Annotated in this window: 19 protein-coding genes and 1 tRNA gene; 17 read left to right on the top strand and 3 right to left on the bottom strand. The window is 44.9% G+C overall.

The features are described from left to right. The first annotated feature begins 105 nt into the window (after window positions 1–105). A complete protein-coding gene (locus tag J2128_RS09700; RefSeq protein WP_209691043.1) occupies window positions 106–894 on the top strand; it encodes a glycosyltransferase in 789 nt (262 codons plus the stop codon). Between the two features lie 58 nt (window positions 895–952). Here J2128_RS09700 and J2128_RS09695 read toward each other — a convergent pair whose 3' ends face one another. Continuing rightward, window positions 953–1,594 (bottom strand): hypothetical protein, encoded by a 642-nt coding sequence (locus tag J2128_RS09695; protein WP_209691041.1) that lies wholly within the window; start codon window positions 1,592–1,594, stop codon window positions 953–955. Between the two features lie 256 nt (window positions 1,595–1,850). On the opposite strand from J2128_RS09695, the gene J2128_RS09690 reads away from it, so the two are divergent. The 15 genes from J2128_RS09690 (at window position 1,851) to J2128_RS09620 (ending at window position 14,768) form a co-directional block, all read left to right on the top strand. Beyond that, entirely contained in the window at window positions 1,851–2,627 is a 777-nt protein-coding gene (locus J2128_RS09690) for a formylmethanofuran dehydrogenase subunit C (protein WP_209691039.1), read from the top strand. Between the two features lie 1,093 nt (window positions 2,628–3,720). Next, a complete protein-coding gene (mcrB, locus tag J2128_RS09685) occupies window positions 3,721–5,025 on the top strand; it encodes a coenzyme-B sulfoethylthiotransferase subunit beta (RefSeq protein WP_209691038.1) in 1,305 nt (434 codons plus the stop codon). Window positions 5,026–5,046: 21 nt separating this feature from the next. After that, window positions 5,047–5,523 carry a methyl-coenzyme M reductase operon protein D gene (gene mcrD, locus J2128_RS09680; RefSeq protein WP_209691036.1) on the top strand — a complete coding sequence of 159 codons (477 nt, stop codon included), beginning with the start codon at window positions 5,047–5,049 and terminating at the stop codon, window positions 5,521–5,523. A 1-nt stretch (window position 5,524) separates the two neighbouring features. Continuing rightward, complete coding sequence (mcrC, locus tag J2128_RS09675) at window positions 5,525–6,145, top strand: methyl-coenzyme M reductase I operon protein C (protein WP_209691033.1); 621 nt, start codon at window positions 5,525–5,527, stop codon at window positions 6,143–6,145. Between the two features lie 16 nt (window positions 6,146–6,161). Continuing rightward, complete coding sequence (mcrG, locus tag J2128_RS09670) at window positions 6,162–6,926, top strand: coenzyme-B sulfoethylthiotransferase subunit gamma (RefSeq protein ID WP_209691031.1); 765 nt, start codon at window positions 6,162–6,164, stop codon at window positions 6,924–6,926. A gap of 5 nt (window positions 6,927–6,931) precedes the next feature. After that, window positions 6,932–8,638: a coenzyme-B sulfoethylthiotransferase subunit alpha gene (gene mcrA, locus J2128_RS09665; protein ID WP_209691029.1), complete on the top strand. Its 1,707-nt coding sequence runs from the start codon at window positions 6,932–6,934 to the stop codon at window positions 8,636–8,638. A 203-nt stretch (window positions 8,639–8,841) separates the two neighbouring features. Further along, window positions 8,842–9,747: a tetrahydromethanopterin S-methyltransferase subunit E gene (gene mtrE, locus J2128_RS09660; RefSeq protein WP_209691026.1), complete on the top strand. Its 906-nt coding sequence runs from the start codon at window positions 8,842–8,844 to the stop codon at window positions 9,745–9,747. Continuing rightward, entirely contained in the window at window positions 9,744–10,574 is an 831-nt protein-coding gene (gene mtrD, locus J2128_RS09655; RefSeq protein WP_209691024.1) for a tetrahydromethanopterin S-methyltransferase subunit D, read from the top strand. The genes mtrE and mtrD overlap by 4 nt, the downstream gene beginning before the upstream one ends. 12 nt (window positions 10,575–10,586) lie before the next feature. Continuing rightward, entirely contained in the window at window positions 10,587–11,459 is an 873-nt protein-coding gene (gene mtrC, locus J2128_RS09650; protein WP_209691022.1) for a tetrahydromethanopterin S-methyltransferase subunit MtrC, read from the top strand. Between the two features lie 2 nt (window positions 11,460–11,461). Beyond that, entirely contained in the window at window positions 11,462–11,746 is a 285-nt protein-coding gene (mtrB, locus tag J2128_RS09645) for a tetrahydromethanopterin S-methyltransferase subunit MtrB (RefSeq protein ID WP_209691020.1), read from the top strand. A 10-nt stretch (window positions 11,747–11,756) separates the two neighbouring features. Next, window positions 11,757–12,479, top strand: coding sequence for a tetrahydromethanopterin S-methyltransferase subunit A (gene mtrA / locus J2128_RS09640; protein ID WP_209691018.1), 723 nt, complete (start codon window positions 11,757–11,759; stop codon window positions 12,477–12,479). Window positions 12,480–12,484: 5 nt separating this feature from the next. Beyond that, on the top strand, window positions 12,485–12,697 hold the full coding sequence (locus tag J2128_RS09635) for a tetrahydromethanopterin S-methyltransferase subunit F (RefSeq protein ID WP_209691017.1): 213 nt from the start codon (window positions 12,485–12,487) through the stop codon (window positions 12,695–12,697). 2 nt (window positions 12,698–12,699) lie between these two features. After that, window positions 12,700–13,440 (top strand): tetrahydromethanopterin S-methyltransferase subunit A, encoded by a 741-nt coding sequence (gene mtrA, locus J2128_RS09630; RefSeq protein WP_209691015.1) that lies wholly within the window; start codon window positions 12,700–12,702, stop codon window positions 13,438–13,440. Between the two features lie 15 nt (window positions 13,441–13,455). Further along, window positions 13,456–14,478 carry a tetrahydromethanopterin S-methyltransferase subunit H gene (gene mtrH, locus J2128_RS09625; protein WP_209691013.1) on the top strand — a complete coding sequence of 341 codons (1,023 nt, stop codon included), beginning with the start codon at window positions 13,456–13,458 and terminating at the stop codon, window positions 14,476–14,478. A gap of 216 nt (window positions 14,479–14,694) precedes the next feature. Further along, a tRNA-Glu gene (locus J2128_RS09620) sits at window positions 14,695–14,768 on the top strand. Between the two features lie 153 nt (window positions 14,769–14,921). On the opposite strand, the gene J2128_RS09615 is transcribed toward J2128_RS09620, so the two are convergent. Further along, the gene (locus J2128_RS09615) at window positions 14,922–15,620 is read right to left on the bottom strand and encodes a uracil-DNA glycosylase family protein (protein WP_209691011.1); all 699 of its coding nucleotides are present in this window, start codon (window positions 15,618–15,620) and stop codon (window positions 14,922–14,924) included. Window positions 15,621–15,721: 101 nt separating this feature from the next. Beyond that, on the bottom strand, window positions 15,722–16,378 hold the full coding sequence (locus tag J2128_RS09610; protein ID WP_209691010.1) for a hypothetical protein: 657 nt from the start codon (window positions 16,376–16,378) through the stop codon (window positions 15,722–15,724). A gap of 103 nt (window positions 16,379–16,481) precedes the next feature. On the opposite strand from J2128_RS09610, the gene brxF reads away from it, so the two are divergent. Next, window positions 16,482–16,949, top strand: coding sequence for a BREX-3 system P-loop-containing protein BrxF (brxF, locus tag J2128_RS09605; RefSeq protein ID WP_209691008.1), 468 nt, complete (start codon window positions 16,482–16,484; stop codon window positions 16,947–16,949).

The following is a 16,949-nucleotide window of genomic DNA, read 5'->3' as shown; positions in this document are numbered from 1 at the left end:
CTCTCAATTCAAAAATATATGATTATTATAAAATAATCTGCGTCATGAAATCAATCAGATTTTATCCGGTTTTAATAGATTGTTTCAGATTTACTTAATGTAACGGTGATAGATCTGATTTCAATAATTATACCTGCTTTAAACGAAGAAAACAGGATTACTGCCTGTCTTAAATCACTTTCTGACCAGAGTCTGCCCAGAGATGAATATGAAATTATTATTGTAGACGGTTTTTCCTCAGATAAAACGTGTAAAAAAGCTGAATATTTTGCGGATAAGGTGATTTTCCAGAAAAGGAAGGGTATCGGAGGTGCACGGCGTGACGGGGTTGAGGCTGCATCCGGAGATATACTGGTTTTTACCGATGCAGATACACTATATTCGCACAGATGGCTGGAAAGAATTAAAAAAAATCTGATGTACGGGGGATATGATGTGTGTACAGGTCCGGTAAGGTTCTATGACGGGAATATTTGCTCATTAATTATACAGGTCTGGAGAAAATATTATCATTTATTGCATTTATTTGGATTTTACTGGTTAATCGGGTCCAATGTCGCGGTAAAAAAAGATATTTACATAGAAGCAGGAGGTCACAGGAGCATATCTGTTTTAGAGGATTATGATCTTTCCCTGCGTCTGTTTTCAGCCGGTGCTTCCTATGTATATGACAGGCAGGCGGAAGTATACACATCGGCACGGAGGATAAAAGGAATTTTTGCATATATGCTGACTTACATAGCAGGATTCTACAATTATCACATCACTAAAGATGATGGCAGGTTACTTAGATATTCATGTGCGGGCCTGGTTAAACCATCCTGTTTCCCTAAAAAAAGGACTTTAAATTCAATTCTGCAAAAAATTAGTATGAACAGGAAAAAATGGGTCTGAAAAAGATATATTGGATTAAATAAAACTTAAATAAATAATAAGTTTGGTTTGAAAAGATCTAGTTTGTGCTGACGGGGTGGACCGGAAACGGGTTCTCTCCGGATTCCATCTCATCTATAACCTCATCTATATGCATAATTTCGTTGTAATCAGGCCCTGTAAGGCAGTAGTCGTTTTTGTCCATTGCCCAGGCAGGATATTTGCGGGCGACCTCGGGCATCTCGACCGTCGGGAGTTTCCTGAAGTTTAAAAGGTCGTGCGGGTTTCTTCCCAGTTTTCCTGCAAGCTCCTTGAGTTCGTTTATCCACCTTTTAAGCTCCCTGACATCAGCTTTGTTCCACCTTAAAATCTGGTTAATTTTCATGTATGTGTCCCTTTCCAGGAGAACAATTCCTACGGAGTTCTTGTCCTTTAAGTAAAACTCCAGGAAGTCATGCACATCCTTTAAACGTGACGAAAGAGCTTCTACAGTGCCGTGAACCGAATCTATGCCCTTTTGGAGTTCGTCACCCGAAAGGTCGGAAAGTTTTTCCGTATCTTCTTTTATTTCTTCGAGAATGTCCCTGATGCTTCCTATTTCAGTCACGTTGTCCATATATTTCTGGTGCAGTTCAGAGAGAAAGAATGCGGCCAGATATTCTTCGTCTGCCATTGTGATTAGAATATGGACTATGCCCGATATAATATTTGGCACTCTCATCTCCGGTTAAAAAAATCTGATTAAATGAATTTTCAAAACCGTTTTTATGATTTGAAGGTAAGTTCATTTTTTTAAGCACCAAAAGTCTCTTTAACAGGTTTGTGGGAGTTCAGGCAGACAGAACAAAATCTTAAAAGGCAGTGCGGTTCAAAGGTAAGTTTATAAGAATCCGAAATTATGTCTGTGTTTAATATCCCTTTTTAATATGATTATTCAACGGGGGATTTTTCACTTTCAGGGAGGAAATTCCGGTAATATGAGAACCGTTACACTTACTGTAAAAAAAAGAGAGAAACCTGACATTTCTGTAGAGGCAGAGGGGATTGTTCCTGCAAATTTTGTCGATGAAAGTTATGCAGACCTTACGGTGTGGGAGGGAAACAAAGAATGGAAACTTACGGATTTCTTTGACATCTCCTGCACAGGAAAAGCTGAAAAACCATCGGATGTCGGGATTGTTCTATCAGGGGATACTACCCGTACCGTCAAAAGAATCGGCGAATACATGGAGGATGGGAAAATAACCGTTAGAGGCGACATCGGGATGCACTGCGGGAATTTCATGAAGGGTGGTACAATAGAGATATTCGGCAATGCCGACGGCTGGCTCGGCCGTGAGATGGAGGGTGGAAAAATAATCTGTCACGGTGACGCTTCCCATTACTGCGGTGCAGGTTACAGGGGGGTTACAGAAGGCATGAAAGGCGGTCTTATAGAGGTCTTCGGTAACGCCGGCGACTACTGCTGCGAGTGTCTTTTTGGAGGGAAGGTAATTGTCCACGGGTCATGCGGGGATATGGCAGGTGTAGATATGAAAGGAGGTGAGCTCTTCATATCAAAGGACTGCCACAGGCCGTGCGGAAATATGAAAGGGGGAACTGTTACTGTTTGCGGGACAGCCTACGCGATGCCGCCTGCGTTTTCAAAGGAAGGCGAGGAAACTTTGGATTCAAAAATATTTACAGTTTTTAAAGGTGATATTGCAAACCGCGGCAACGGAACCCTTAAAGTGGCATCCTTTGAATATTACTGAAAAACCTAAAAGAAAGGGCCCTTTAAAATCCGGAAAACAGAATAAAAAAAATCCGGGACTAAATCAAAAATATCCCTGTTTTTATTAATCCCTTTAGTTATAAAATTATATTTAGATTCTGAATATTTTTTTGTTGTCACTACAGCAAATTATATTTGGTGATAATGCGATAAATAGTAATTGCTGACATAGGGTACAAATCAACACTATTTGTTAAACTCTGACTGAGTCGGCATGATGTCTTACGCATCGGCAAAAAACGGAAAAATACCTCTTAATGCGGGTTATATGAGGTATCCGGAAGAAAGATGTGTCCAATTAAAATTTATCTGCCAATGAGAGGTTCAGAAAAGACCGTATTTTAAAGCACTGTCTGATTTTATTCACTCTCACCTTTTTTAGGGGCGCTTCAGACAAATGTGCCCTTCAGAGAAATTATTTCCTGATTAATGATATCAGCCGGATTTTTAATGCGCTTTTTTGCTGTGATTTTCAAAGATAACTATATTCCGGCAATAAAATAAAAAAATTAAAAAAATACTCCCTCTTTAATACCAAAATTAATGCCAAAACCTGCTGTATGAATGATTTGAAAACGGACTTCCGTCACCCTAAAAATACTGGTTAAATAATTTTTGCGGGCGGGTCGGATAATTAACATGTTTAAAGGGCCTTAAAATGCTCCCGGTATCTGAAAATCTGCAGTCCTGAAAAATTCTAAAAGAAGGCTTAAAAAAAAATTACCTTTAGAATGACCTTAATTTTACAGGGGGCAGTAAAGGCGCACAGCCCGGTATCCCTGTACTCACTATTTTTGTCATAAAGAGTAATACTTTAAATTATGCATGGTAACACATAACATAAAAAAACTAAATAATCGTATTTTATATTTGAAATTAATCCTTATTCACGAACTATTTTTATCCAATTATATTGTTTCATATTAGGAACGCTTATATTCTGATTCCATTATAATGTACGATTGTCCCATGCGGGGACGTGCAGTAGTGATTACCATAGTGTTCGTCAGCATCTGCTGTCCAGTGTTCAGTAAACGAAAGGCATTGCACATAATGGGTATAGGAGGAAAAATATGGCAAAATATTCCGACACAATCGATCTTTATTCAGACGACGGAAAAGTTCTGAAAAGCAACGTTTCTCTCGAGAAGGTAAGCCCGCTTGTCAACCCGGCAACACTTAAGCTTATCGACCTTACAAAGAGAAGCGTCGCAGTAAACCTTGGCGGTATTGAAGCAAATCTCAAATCCGGCAAACTTGGTAAAAACGGTGTAATCATGGGCCGTGAGCTTGACCTTCCGATAATGCAGAACAAGGATGCAATTATCGCAAAGATCAAGGAAATGGTCGACGTAATGGGCGGCGAAACTGTCGTCAACGAGTACAAGGGCGGACAGCTTCTTCTGGTTGAAGTGCCTGAAGCACGTATCAAGGCAGCTTCCACATATGATGCGGCAATTACAGCAGTTGCGGCTGCGACAACATACGCAATCGTTGACCAGTTCGACATTGACATGTTCAATGCATCAACTGTCAAAGCGACAACCTTCGGCGGCTACCCGCACACGATGGACATGGAAGGCGCACTTGTAACATCCATTCTCTCGAACCCACAGAACAACGAGGGTCTCGGATACGCTCTGCGTAACATCGGTGTAAACCACTATGTCATGATGACAGGAAGGAATGCAATGCAGGGTGCAGCCCTTGCAGCAACACTTGAGACAGCCGGTGAGTTTGAGATGGGCGGTGCAATCGGCCCGTTCGAGCGCCACCTGCTTCTCCAGTACGCATACCAGGGTCTCAACGCAAACAACCTTGTATATGATCTTGTAAAGGCAAACGGCCAGACAGGAACAGTAGGTACAGTACTCCAGTCCCTTGTTGAGAGGGCAATTGAGGACAAGGTAATAGTCCCCGGAAAGAAGGGCGGCTACTTCCAGTTCTACGACACAAAGGACCCGATGATGTGGAACGCATATGCGGCAGCAGGAACAATGGCTGCAACCATGGTCAACTGTGGTGCAGGACGTTTCGCACAGGCTGTATCATCAACACTTCTTTACTTCAACGATCTTCTTGAGCACGAGACAGGTCTTCCGTCAACAGACTTCGGTCGTGTGATGGGAACAGCTGTCGGTTTCTCATTCTTCAGCCACTCAATCTACGGTGGCGGCGGTCCAGGTATCTTCAACGGTAACCACGTAGTAACACGCCACGCAAACGGCTGTGCTATTCCGTGTGTAGTTGCAGCATGTGCACTGGATGCAGGAACACAGATGTTTACTCCGGAAGGCACATCAGCAGTAATGGGCCAGACCTACGGTCAGATCCCTGAGTTCAACAAGCCAATTCAGCATATTGCAAAGAGCGTCTGAATAAGATAAATACAGATTGGAATGACACAAAGCCAGTACCCCCAGTGCAGGGCAGTCCCGCTACGCATGCTGTCTCCGGAGACTGCTGAAAAATATCTCAACGAGGTAGTAAAGGTGCCGGGAATACGCAGGATGATGATCAACGGACCATCACTACCTGCTGTGGTGCCTTACGGCCCGGCAAGAGGGAAACCTAACCCCAATTCCAACAGGAAGGCTATATCTGTAGGCACTTCCGAAGTTGATTTGCGGGTTCAGGTCGGAATGGTAATATTCGAAGTTGAAGACAAGACCGTCATTGAAGAAATTCGTGGAGTAAGCACGGATTTTTTTAAAGACCATAACATACTGTGCCAGGTTCAGGAAGGAAAGTTCATGAAGACTTCCCCGACACTTGTAGATTACTGCAAGTACGGGCCTGAAGCCGACGAATCAGTAATCGGCCTTGTCGATCCGAGAAAAAAAGATGGTCCGGTAATAATACAGGGTAGAAAATAAAATGCCGCTTGGTCGAGTAACCCAGGTTGTAGACTGCCGTGAAAGCATGGGCATGGGAAAAGGCGGCGGCCTCGCCCAGCGTGGCACAATATCAGAGTGTCGCCATCCCGATGTCATAGTTGTAGGCATGTCTCCAGGGAGACGACATGTGACAAAACCTGTATGCGATATCACTTCAGGGCTTCGGAGAGAAGGAATAGAGTTCTCCGTAAGTACTCTTGTTCTGAACGCTGGAAGCGGTGTTCCAGACGATGCGCCAAAGATAGCCGGTTCCGTTCTCGGAGCCTACTTTGGCTTAAGCGACAAGGAAAGAGCACAGATCGAGCAGCATAAAGTGGCTATTCTTCATCACGGGAACGTACGTTCCCATGTTGTTGAAAAAGTCCGCAAGATACTTTCTGTCTGCGACATTGATGCAATAGTGGTATCGCAGGCCCCAATAGACTATGAAGACCTTGCAAAGGTTGGCGTAAAGACCGCCTTTGTTCTTCCTGCAGAAGAGAATATACGCACGAAGGGAAGAGTCGTCGCCATAATAAGCGGGGTTACCCGCGGGCAGACACCCCCGAGAGACAAACTGGCAGAAGTTATTTCGGCTGTAATGAAGGTTATGAAACAATAATTAAGGTGAAATGAAAATGGCATACAAACCACAGTATGGGCCAGGAACATCTATTGTCGCCGAAAACAGGCGTAAACAGATGGACCCGGCGCATCAGCTTGAAAAAGTTCGTGATGTAACAGACGAAGATGTTGTGCTTATACTCGGCCACCGTGCACCGGGTTCAGCATACCCGACAGCACACCCGCCCCTTGCAGAACAGCAGGAGCCCGACTGTCCAATCAGAAAAATTGTAAAGCCAACAGAAGGAGCAAAGGCAGGAGACCGTGTCCGCTACATTCAGTTCGCAGATTCGATGTTCAACGCACCATCCCAGCCATACCAGCGTACATACGCTGAGATGTACCGCTTCCGCGGTATTGACCCCGGTACACTTTCCGGACGTCAGATTGTAGAGTGCCGTGAGCGTGACCTTGAGCAGTACGCAAAGCTTCTCATTGAAACCGAGATGTTTGACCCTGCTCTCGTATCCTGCCGTGGTGCAACAGTGCACGGGCACTCACTCCGTCTTGCAGAAGACGGTATGATGTTTGATATGCTCCAGCGCTGTATTCTCGGAAAAGACGGTGTTGTAAGGTACGTCAAGGACCAGATCGGAGAGCCGCTCGACCGTGAGGTTGAAGTAGGAAAACCGATGGACGAGGAATGGGTAAAGGCACACTCGACAATCTTCCACTCACTTGTAGGTGTACCCTACCGTGATGACGCAGAGTACGTCGAATACATCCAGCGCATTCATTCGCTCAGGACAAAATACGGCTTTATGCCAAAGGAGGAGTGATTTAAATGGGAAAAATAGAGAGATCACAGAAGCTTTTCCTCAATGCACTTAAGGAGAAGTTCCAGGGAGAAGACCCCGAATCAGTAAAGACCACATTCTACCACTTCAATGGTGTCCGCCAGTCCCCCCGTAAGCGTGAATTCATGGCGGCAACAAAAGGCATTGAGATGAAGCGTGGTATTTCCATGTATGATCCTGAGCACTGCCACCTCGGTGGTATCCCAATGGGTCAGAGACAGCTCATGACCTACGAAGTATCGGGAACCGACGTCTTCGTCGAGGGTGATGACTTACACTTCGTAAACAATGCTGCAATGCAGCAGTTCTGGGATGACATAAGAAGGACTGTCATCGTGGGAATGGACCTTGCACACGCAACACTCCAGAAGCGTCTCGGAAAGGAAGTTACTCCTGAGACAATCAACGAGTACCTCCACATATTAAACCACGCAATGCCAGGTGCAGCTGTAGTCCAGGAGCACATGGTTGAGACACACCCGGGTCTTGTCGATGACTGTTACGTCAAAGTATTCACAGGCGATGACGAGATGGCAGACGACATCGAGCCGCAGTTCCTGCTCAACATCGACAAGCTCTTCCCTGAAGAACAGGCAGAAGTCCTTAAAAAGCAGGTCGGAAAGTCGATGTACCAGGCAATCCACATACCGACAATTGTCTCAAGGACATGCGACGGAGGTACAACCTCAAGATGGTCAGCTATGCAGATAGGAATGTCCTTTATCGCCGCATACAGGATGTGCGCCGGTGAAGCAGCAGTAGCAGACCTTTCATTTGCAGCAAAGCACGCCGGTGTTATCCAGATGGCATCCCACCTTCCTGCACGTCGTGCACGTGGACCAAATGAGCCAGGTGGAATTAAATTCGGTCTCTTCTCGGATATCATACAGGCAAACCGCAAGTACCCGAAGGACCCGGCAAAGGCATCCCTTGAGGTTGTCGGTGCAGGTACAATGCTCTTCGATCAGATCTGGCTTGGTTCGTACATGTCAGGTGGTGTCGGATTTACCCAGTATGCAACAGCAGCATATACTGATAACATCCTCGATGAATTCACATACTACGGTATGGACTACATAAAAGACAAATATGGTGTAGACTACACTCACCCGTCCCCCGCAAAGCTTGTCAAACCGACACAGGAAGTTGTCAACGACATCGCAACCGAGGTCAACCTCAATGCAATGGAGCAGTATGAACAGTACCCGACAATGATGGAGGACCACTTCGGAGGTTCACAGCGTGCCGGTGTCATGGCTGCAGCATGTGGTCTTTCAGTGTCCATTGCAACAGGAAACTCAAATGCAGGTCTTAACGGATGGTACCTTTCGATGCTTATGCACAAGGAAGGATGGTCACGTCTCGGATTCTTTGGATACGACCTCCAGGACCAGTGTGGTTCAGCAAACTCCCTGTCAATGGAGCCTGACCGCGGTCTGATGGGAGAACTCCGTGGACCTAACTACCCGAACTACGCAATGAACGTAGGACACCAGGGAGAATATGCAGCTATCGTCGGTGCAGCCCACTACGGCCGCGGCGATGCATTCTGCTTCAACCCGCTCGTCAAGATAACCTTCGCAGATCCGTCACTTAAATTCGACTTTGCAGAGCCACGCCGTGAGTTTGCAAAGGGAGCAATCCGCGAATTTATGCCTGCCGGAGAGCGCTCGCTGATCATACCTGCAAGGTAAGATCTATACAATATTTTTTTTCTTATCTCAAAATAATGCGGGTAAATATGATTAATTTCCATTTGGGGCAGTTTATCCGTTTTTTTTCAAGACAATCCTTTCGAAAGCTTTAATAAACTACTAAACGACTTAATTTTGAATCCAAAAAGGGTTTCGTGTAAACGTGTATCTCTGGTGCATGTAGCACACAGGAGGATGCCTTAATGGAAGAGTTACTATTTGGCATCGGTATAAGCGCTGTTGCGGGCGCTCTTGCCACTGTGTCCGGTGCTGCGGAGGATACTGAATCTGATATAGGATCACAGGGTGACCCGAATTCACAGGTTCAGCTGGCCCCGCAAATGGGATATATTCACCGTATTTACAGCAAAGCTATATCCGGTGAACCCCCAGCATACGGACTATGGTGTGCGTTAGGAGCAGGTCTTGCATGGGCGCTGATGGCGATTAACTACAATCCGGTTCTTGCTATAGTCTTAGGTTCGGCTATCGCTGTGTTTGTACAGGGTATTTATGCAACCACAGCTTATCTGGGCAGGACTGCAAGTCTGGCTAAATTCGGACAGCCGGTCTATATCGATTTAATCAAATCGGTTACGACTGTGACCATGGCACATGCGTTTATTGCGATATTCACATGTGTGTCAATGTGTTTCCTTATGGTAAACGCACTCAGACATCCTTTCCCGCTCCCCCTTCTGGGTCTGGTATGGGGTATTGCTCTCGGAGCAGCAGGTTCTGCAACAGGCAACCCGTTCTATGGAAAGGAGCGCCAGTACCAGTCGCAGAAGTTCGGTGCTGGTGTACCTATCTCGGCATCCGGTAACATCGTCCGGTATGCAGAGGCAGGTCAGCGCAGTTCACTTGACAACGGATGGTTCACATCAAAGATGGGTGGACCCGCATCAGGTGTCTGTTTCGGTCTTATTGTATTCCTTGAACTGTGGCGTACAATCTTCTTCGAAGGTTTCGCAGCAGGCTGGGGTGCAGTAATCGCCGGTATTGTACTGATTCTTATCTTCATGATAATTGACAGAATGGTAGAGAAATGGGCACGCAGAACATACGGCCCGTACACTGAAGAGAAGAAAGAGGAGGTATCATCATGACCGCTCTCGGATCAGGCTCAGGCGGAGGACAGGGGATGAAACCTGTAGCAGTTGTTGTGGGTCTTGTTATTCTTGTTGTCGCTCTTGCGGCGGTGTACTTCCTTGCTCCGGGCATGGCTTTCATGGCGCTTATCGGCGTTATTATAGGCGGTGTCCTGATAGGATTCGGTGTTCACTTTGTTCCTGTCGGAGGAGCTCCGGCAGCTATGGGACAGTCACCCGGTATTGCTACAGGTGTTACAATGCTTGCAGCGGGTGCAGGTCTTGCCGGTCTCTTCGGCGGAGCCTGGGCGGCAGAGCTCGGCTTTGGCGTCGCTCTCGCAGGAGGAGCAATCGGCGGTGCACTCATGATGGCAATCACCTGTCTTATGGTAAATGTTGTATACGTTTATGCAATGGGTATTCCGGCAGCATCCGGAAAGGTTGCAAAAGATCCTATTACAGGCGATACATTTGAAGCGTACAAGTCACAGGGTACAGAAGGACACGGTCTTCCGTTTGTCTCATATGTCGGCGGTGTAATAGGCGGTCTTCTCGGCGGTCTTGGAGGAACTCTCATTTACCTTGAGCTTCTCGGAGTTTACGAGGCTTCACTTCCGCAGTTAATGGGCGGCTCTATTGACCAGATTGTTCCTCTTGCGGTAGGACTTGCAGGCATTTTTGCAGTAGGTCTTTTCCTTGTCAACGCTGTTATTGCAGCATACAATATTACAGGAACTATCGAAGGTCCGCACGACCCGAAGTTTAAGAGATTCCCTAGGGCAGTAATCGGCTGTGCAATTGCATCCGCTGTATGCGGTCTGCTTGCCGTTATGCTGGTGGTGTGAGGTGTTTTAGATATGACAGTACAAATTACAGCTTCTGAAGGCGGGATGTCGCACAACAAAGTGCTGGCAATAGGCCTCGTTGGTGCAGTAGTCTGCATGTATCTTACGTACCTGAACGCATTAACCGGCACCGAGGTATTCTCGTTCTTTGGTGGTCTTGCAGCGGTATTCGCCCTGTGGTGGGGTACTGATACAATCAAACACCTGTGCAGCTATGGTCTTGGTACAGGTGTTCCGTCGGCAGGTATGATTGCACTTGGTTCAGGTCTCGTTGCAATGATCTTTGCGACAAAGCTCAGCTCAATGGGAATTATATCCTCAGCGCTTGTAATCCCTATAGGCTGTGTGGTAATTGCAGGGATTCTCGGGGCGATTCTCGGATACATTGCAAATAATATAGTAAACATGAGCATTCCGGTAATGGTCTCATCGATTGCAGAGCTCTGTATCGTAGGAGCAGTCACAATTCTCGGTCTCTCCGCGATGGCTACAGGAAGCTTTGTTTTTGCAGACCTTGCATCCGGTCAGGTGGCATTCTTCGGTATAACAGTTGCAAACTACCAGGCGTCCCTTCTGGGCGGCGGTGTTATAGCAGCTATTTTCATGCTTGGAGCAATTGGTGTCCAGCACGCTTTCAATGCATGTCTCGGACCTAACGAATCCCAGGACAGGACACTTATGCTTGCAGCAGAGTGCGGATTTTTGAGCATGATTACAGTTTCAATCATATCATTTGCATTCATTGGTATGGGCTCGGCAATCGTTTCGTTTGCTGTTTCTGTAATCGGATGGGTCTACACTTACTACAAATACCTTGAGATGTCAAAGCGTGATGCATACATGTGGCTTGATGCCAAGCCTATTCTTGAGAAGGAGGAGGCCTGATTATGGGATACATTCAAGTGCTTCCGGAATTCGGTCTTGTTGCAGACCCGATGGTCGGTGTTGTCACAACAGCCGGAGTTTCGCTGGCTCCCGTTATCGATCAGGTCGGAGAGCTTGAGAATATAACCGATGATATCGTCGGAATGCTCTCGGGCGAAGGAAGCTTCCTTTCATCGTTTCCGCACAGGGAGAAGTCCCTTGTATATGCGGGAAGCGTCACTGCAATGTGGTATGGTATAGCTGTCGGATTAATCGTCGCGGGGTTGATAGCCTTTGCGCTGCTTTGAGGTGTTGTAAATGGCAGATAAAAAATCTCCGGCCTCAGGATGGCCAAAAATACAGGGTGACTACCACGCGGGCGATGCCAACAGTCCTGTTGTCGTTGTAACAATGGGTTCACACCTTGACGAACAGGCAGTCTGTGATGCAGGCGCTGCAATGTGCGGTTCCTGTAAGACTGAAAACCTGGGTCTTGAAAAAATAGTCGCAAACGTTGTTGCAAACCCGAACATCCGTTTTCTTGTCACATGCGGAACGGAGGTAAAGGGTCACCTCTCCGGTCAGTGCTTAAAAGCCCTTCATGCAAACGGTGTTGAGGGCGGAAAGATTGTCGGAGCAACTGGTGCAATTCCGTTCATCGAAAATCTTACACCTGAAGTAATCAAGCGTTTCCAGGACCAGATCGAAATGGTCGACATTATGGAGACCGAGGATCTGGGCACAATCAAAGCCAAAATCGATGAGCTCACAGCCCGCGATCCGGGTGCGTTTGAGGGCGACGCCATGGTTGTCGAGGTTAAGGAAGGCGGCGACGATGCCGGCGAGTCGGAAGGCGAGGAAGTGCCGATGTCAGCTGAACTTGCTCTTATCCACGCAAGGATGAAGACAATTCAGATGATGATTACAGATATCGGCTACCGTGACCGCTTCTCGGCAGGTGTATACTCAGGAAAAGTTGAAGGACTCATGATCGGTCTGATCGTGTCTTTTGTCATACTTGGCTTCATGCTAATGGGGTGATATAAATGTCAGATGAAGAGAAATCAGGTCCGGCAATTATCAGGATGGCAGCAATTGATGACATGATCGAGGATATGCGCTACAAGGGTCAGATTATGGCCAGGACAAACAAGCTTGAGTCCGGCATAATGGGAGCAGGCATTACAGGATTTGCTATAGGTCTTATACTGTCGCTTCTTCTGGTTCTTGTACCGGTGTTTCTGATGGGAGGCGTCTGAAGATGGCCGACAAGAAATCACCGGCGTCCGGATGGCCAAAAATACAGGGTGACTACCACACGGGTGATACCAACAGTTCTGTTGTTGTCGTTACGATGGGTTCACACCTTGACGAACAGGCCGTTTGTGATGCGGGCGCTGCCATGTGCGGCTCCTGCAAAACAGAAAACCTCGGTCTGGAGAAAATTGTTGCAAATGTTATCGCAAACCCGAACATCCGTTTCCTTGTCACATGCGGAACGGAGGTAAAGGGTCACCTCTCCGGTCAGTGCTTAAAGGCCCTTCACACAGGTGGTGTTGAGGGCGGAAAGATTGTCGGGGCACAGGGTGCAATTCCATTCATTGAGAATCTTACAGCAGATGCAATCGGGCGTTTCCAGGATCAGGTTGAAGTGGTTGATATCATGGAAACCGAGGATCTTGGTACAATCAAAGCCAAAATCGATGAACTCTCGGCCCGTGATCCCGGAGCCTTTGACGCTGAACCGATGATAGTTGAGGTCAAAGAGTCCGGAGATGCAGACGGAGGCGCCGTTGTTGCAACCGCAAATCCGCAGTTCCTTGAGATTGAGGCACGCCTCAACGAAATCGAAAAGAAGCTTGAATTTGCAGATGCTGAAATTGCCCAGCGTGCAGGACGTAAAATTGGCCGTGATATCGGTATTCTTTACGGTCTTACAGCAGGCATTATTGTATTCATGATGTTGCTGGTATTACTCCCGAAACTTATGGCAATGATTTAAGGAGGAGTGACAAATATGTTCAAATTTGAAAAAGAGCAAACGGTACATGATTTCAACGGTACCAAGATTGGTGGGCAGCCCGGGGAATACCCGAGGGTGCTTAGCGCTTCAATCTTCTACAACAAGCATGAGACTGTTATAGATGATGAGAAGGGCGTAATTGACAAGGACAGAGCAGAGGCGCTCTGGAACAGGTGTCTTGAACTTTCAGACATTACTGGAAATCCACACTTTTGCCAGATCATCTCTGAGACAGGTGAAGCGTTTGAGAGCTACTTCCAGTGGTTTGACTCTATAGACAACAAGTCAGCGTTCCTTATGGATTCCTCGAACCCTGCCGCACTTGTACATGCGTGTGAGTATGTTACCGAGGTAGGTCTTGCGGATCGTGCAATCTACAATTCTATTAATGGCTCTATTCTGCCCGAAAACATTGAGGCATTAAAGAAGAGTGATGTTGATGCGGCTATTGTTCTCGCATTCAACCCGGGTGACCCTACGGTTCGCGGAAGAGAGCAGGTATTGACTGAGGGTGGCGTTGCTGGACAGGAAAAATCGATGATCTCAATTGCAGAGGATTGTGGAATCAATCGTATTATTCTGGATACGGCAGCAACACCTCTTGGTCTTGGTTCAGGCGGTGCATACCGTGAGATCCTTGCATGCAAAGCAATTCACGGTCTGCCAACAGGCGGTGCATACCACAACATGACCGTTTCATGGCCATGGCTCAAGCGCTGGAGAAAGAAGACACTCTACGAGCAGTATGAAGGCAAGGACCTTCTCCTTGAACAGATGTCCCACCACTACTTCGGCGGAATTGAAGGTATCAGGCAGGCTGCATGGTCTTCACCTGATATCGGATGCAACATCATGGCGGCAACTCTTGGTGCCGACCTGATTATGTACGGACCTATCGAGAACTGTGAGGCGGCAGCGACTGCTATTGCATTCTCTGATATCGTTCTTGCTGAAGCCGGAAAGGAGTTCGGTCTCGAACCCCAGGTGGATACCCATCCGCTCCTGCACCTTGTATAAAGAAAAAACCCTAAAATATTTTTTTTATTTCGTCTCCGGTTTCTGGTTCTGTTTTGAAATAGCCAGTCCTGTATCCGGTATTTAGAAGAGTAGTCCCGTATTTTTATCTGGATTTTTACTGTGGCATGATAATTTTTCGGGTTTTTTCAGTTCTTTTGTGATGCCAAACAATTATGTTTAAATCCTTTTCCTGTAAATATAATCTGGCACTTTTCTGCTGATATAGTGTAGCCGGCCAATCATGCAGGACTCTCACTCCTGCGACTGGGGTTCGAATCCCCATATCAGCATCAATACGCAAGGTTCAAAGCTCTTTTACAAAATAATTAGTAATTTATTGTTATTTTAATTACATTGTGGATTCTAATCAGCATAAATTTAATCATGTCATAGAATCTGTGATTAAATATTGGGAATTCTGATGGCGCGTTATTCCTGCGACATTATTGAATTTTTTGACACTCAAAAACAAGATTTTCTATTTTCTCTTTGAGTATTCTTTTTGCCTGTTCATCTTTGGGAGACCATGACGCCATATTCGCTCTAGACGGATGAGGAAGATGATACAGGTGAATGCTTTTGTTTTCAAGAATACTATTACCACTCTTCTCAAACCATCGCTCTACATCTTTTCCAAGCGTTATGATAAACCGAATGTTATCAGAAGCAGCCGATTCAATCTCTGAATGTAGCCACCAGTCTGCACAGTATCCTGCGTTTTTCGGATTAAATTTAGGTGATACCTTTGCAAGTTTCTCTGTACAGCATTTATGGAGGTGTGTCCAGTAAACGGACTGAAAAAGGGCCTTCCTAAAATTCGCCAGTTCATCATTTGAGAGTAAATTTTCCATATATTTCCTGTTGAAATATTCAATACGCATATATATCCAATCAGGGATGGCATTTGAATTAAAAAGATCCTCCCTCCACGATAAGAAGCTCTTTGATTTTGCATCATTGTAGTATGGAATAAACGCTGTGGTTGGATCTCTGGATATTATCATTCCAATAAAAGGGTTATTCTGTGGCGGAGGAACCCAGACTGCAGGGATGGCAGAGAGCCTTTTGAATTCACATTCATCCGGGCATGCATTAGATTTATTCATTTTAGATATTGTTTTAAAATAATTATCAAAGCTCATTGTTTTAGGGATTGGTGTGTTATGGGATGAATTTTTCCTGTTGGTTTGTTATCATTAATGAAGGAATTTAATATTAATCAGAAGAAAAAGCATTTTAAAGATTATTTCAGGGATTTCTTTAATAATTCCTGTCCATTCTCACTTGAGAGGACTTTAAGCAATAGATTTTCAAGTACAATCTTATCAATATCAATTGAAATCTTATCACTTAATTTTGTAGTTTTTTCCGACTGATTTACCTGATAATCTTCTTTTTGTGGTTTTTTACTTTTACAAAGTTTTGATAAATCAAAAAAGAATTGTGAGATATCATCATCATGAAACCTGCTAACAATTTCCCTACTGTTATATTTCAAATTTTTATTTTCAGTTAGATTTATGTAATCTGTTTGTATTTGCCTATATCCCGAATTACATGCACTACAATTGCAAAAACCTAGATACTTATCTCCATTAACAAATTGAATAATTAATGCCAGAAATAACGGAAGCGTCAGCTCATGAAAAGTCATAGCTGAATAAATTTGACACCATTTTATAATTTTATCCTGTTGATTATTCTCCTGATCATCTACTTTCTCTTTCTTTGGAGGACTTGTTTTTTTCTTTTGAGTCGTAGATTTAGGAGATTCATCATTTTCCCTTAGATCAACTCCGCATCCGCCACAAAAACAGGCATCTTCCAGGTTTTTAAATCCGCAGATATCACAGACTTTTTCCATGATAAGGGTATTGTTGTGAATATTTATGGATTTCACTGCAGGTTATTTATTAGAGATTCACATAATCTACTATGTACTGGCAATTATGTTTCAATACATAATTTTTATAGTTGATTTTGATTAGATGGTGAATTTATTTATGAAAAATAAAATTATTCAGGAAATTGAAAGGTCCAGAACCCAATATAACCGATTAATACTGATAATAGGACCATCTGATAGTGGAAAAACAGATCTTTTAAGAAAAATCGGCCAGGAAACAGGTTCATCAATTCTTAATGTTAATTTGGAATTATCAAAACTTCTTCTTGATATGTCAAAACGGCAGAGAATGCTAAATGCATCAAAAACTCTCTATGACATTATAAAACAAAACTGTGAGTCAGAAGATGTTATTCTTCTGGACAATTCTGAAATTCTTTTTGATACAGAATTAAAAATAGATCCGCTTAAGCTTCTTCAGGAGTTGGCAAGAAATTATTGTATAGTTGCAACCTGGAATGGCATCATTGAAGACAACTCATTAATCTATGGTAAGTCCGGACATCCTGAATACCGGAAATATAATGCAGACGGTTTGATCAAATTTACTATGGATAAGAATTAA

The sequence above is a fragment of the Methanomicrobium sp. W14 genome, assembly GCF_017875315.1.
Classification (GTDB): Archaea; Halobacteriota; Methanomicrobia; order Methanomicrobiales; family Methanomicrobiaceae; genus Methanomicrobium.
This window is presented reverse-complemented; position numbering and strand designations above follow the sequence as displayed.

Excerpts from the sequence above, each read along its gene's own strand:
- J2128_RS09695 (WP_209691041.1), bottom strand. The coding sequence starts at position 1,594 with ATGAGAGTGCCAAATATTATATCGGGCATAGTCCATATTCTAATCACA.
- J2128_RS09690 (WP_209691039.1), top strand. The coding sequence starts at position 1,851 with ATGAGAACCGTTACACTTACTGTAAAAAAAAGAGAGAAACCTGACATT.
- mcrB (WP_209691038.1), top strand. The coding sequence starts at position 3,721 with ATGGCAAAATATTCCGACACAATCGATCTTTATTCAGACGACGGAAAA.
- mcrD (WP_209691036.1), top strand. The coding sequence starts at position 5,047 with ATGACACAAAGCCAGTACCCCCAGTGCAGGGCAGTCCCGCTACGCATG.
- mcrC (WP_209691033.1), top strand. The coding sequence starts at position 5,525 with ATGCCGCTTGGTCGAGTAACCCAGGTTGTAGACTGCCGTGAAAGCATG.
- mcrG (WP_209691031.1), top strand. The coding sequence starts at position 6,162 with ATGGCATACAAACCACAGTATGGGCCAGGAACATCTATTGTCGCCGAA.
- mcrA (WP_209691029.1), top strand. The coding sequence starts at position 6,932 with ATGGGAAAAATAGAGAGATCACAGAAGCTTTTCCTCAATGCACTTAAG.
- mtrE (WP_209691026.1), top strand. The coding sequence starts at position 8,842 with ATGGAAGAGTTACTATTTGGCATCGGTATAAGCGCTGTTGCGGGCGCT.
- mtrD (WP_209691024.1), top strand. The coding sequence starts at position 9,744 with ATGACCGCTCTCGGATCAGGCTCAGGCGGAGGACAGGGGATGAAACCT.
- mtrC (WP_209691022.1), top strand. The coding sequence starts at position 10,587 with ATGACAGTACAAATTACAGCTTCTGAAGGCGGGATGTCGCACAACAAA.
- mtrB (WP_209691020.1), top strand. The coding sequence starts at position 11,462 with ATGGGATACATTCAAGTGCTTCCGGAATTCGGTCTTGTTGCAGACCCG.
- mtrA (WP_209691018.1), top strand. The coding sequence starts at position 11,757 with ATGGCAGATAAAAAATCTCCGGCCTCAGGATGGCCAAAAATACAGGGT.
- J2128_RS09635 (WP_209691017.1), top strand. The coding sequence starts at position 12,485 with ATGTCAGATGAAGAGAAATCAGGTCCGGCAATTATCAGGATGGCAGCA.
- mtrA (WP_209691015.1), top strand. The coding sequence starts at position 12,700 with ATGGCCGACAAGAAATCACCGGCGTCCGGATGGCCAAAAATACAGGGT.
- mtrH (WP_209691013.1), top strand. The coding sequence starts at position 13,456 with ATGTTCAAATTTGAAAAAGAGCAAACGGTACATGATTTCAACGGTACC.
- J2128_RS09615 (WP_209691011.1), bottom strand. The coding sequence starts at position 15,620 with ATGAGCTTTGATAATTATTTTAAAACAATATCTAAAATGAATAAATCT.
- brxF (WP_209691008.1), top strand. The coding sequence starts at position 16,482 with ATGAAAAATAAAATTATTCAGGAAATTGAAAGGTCCAGAACCCAATAT.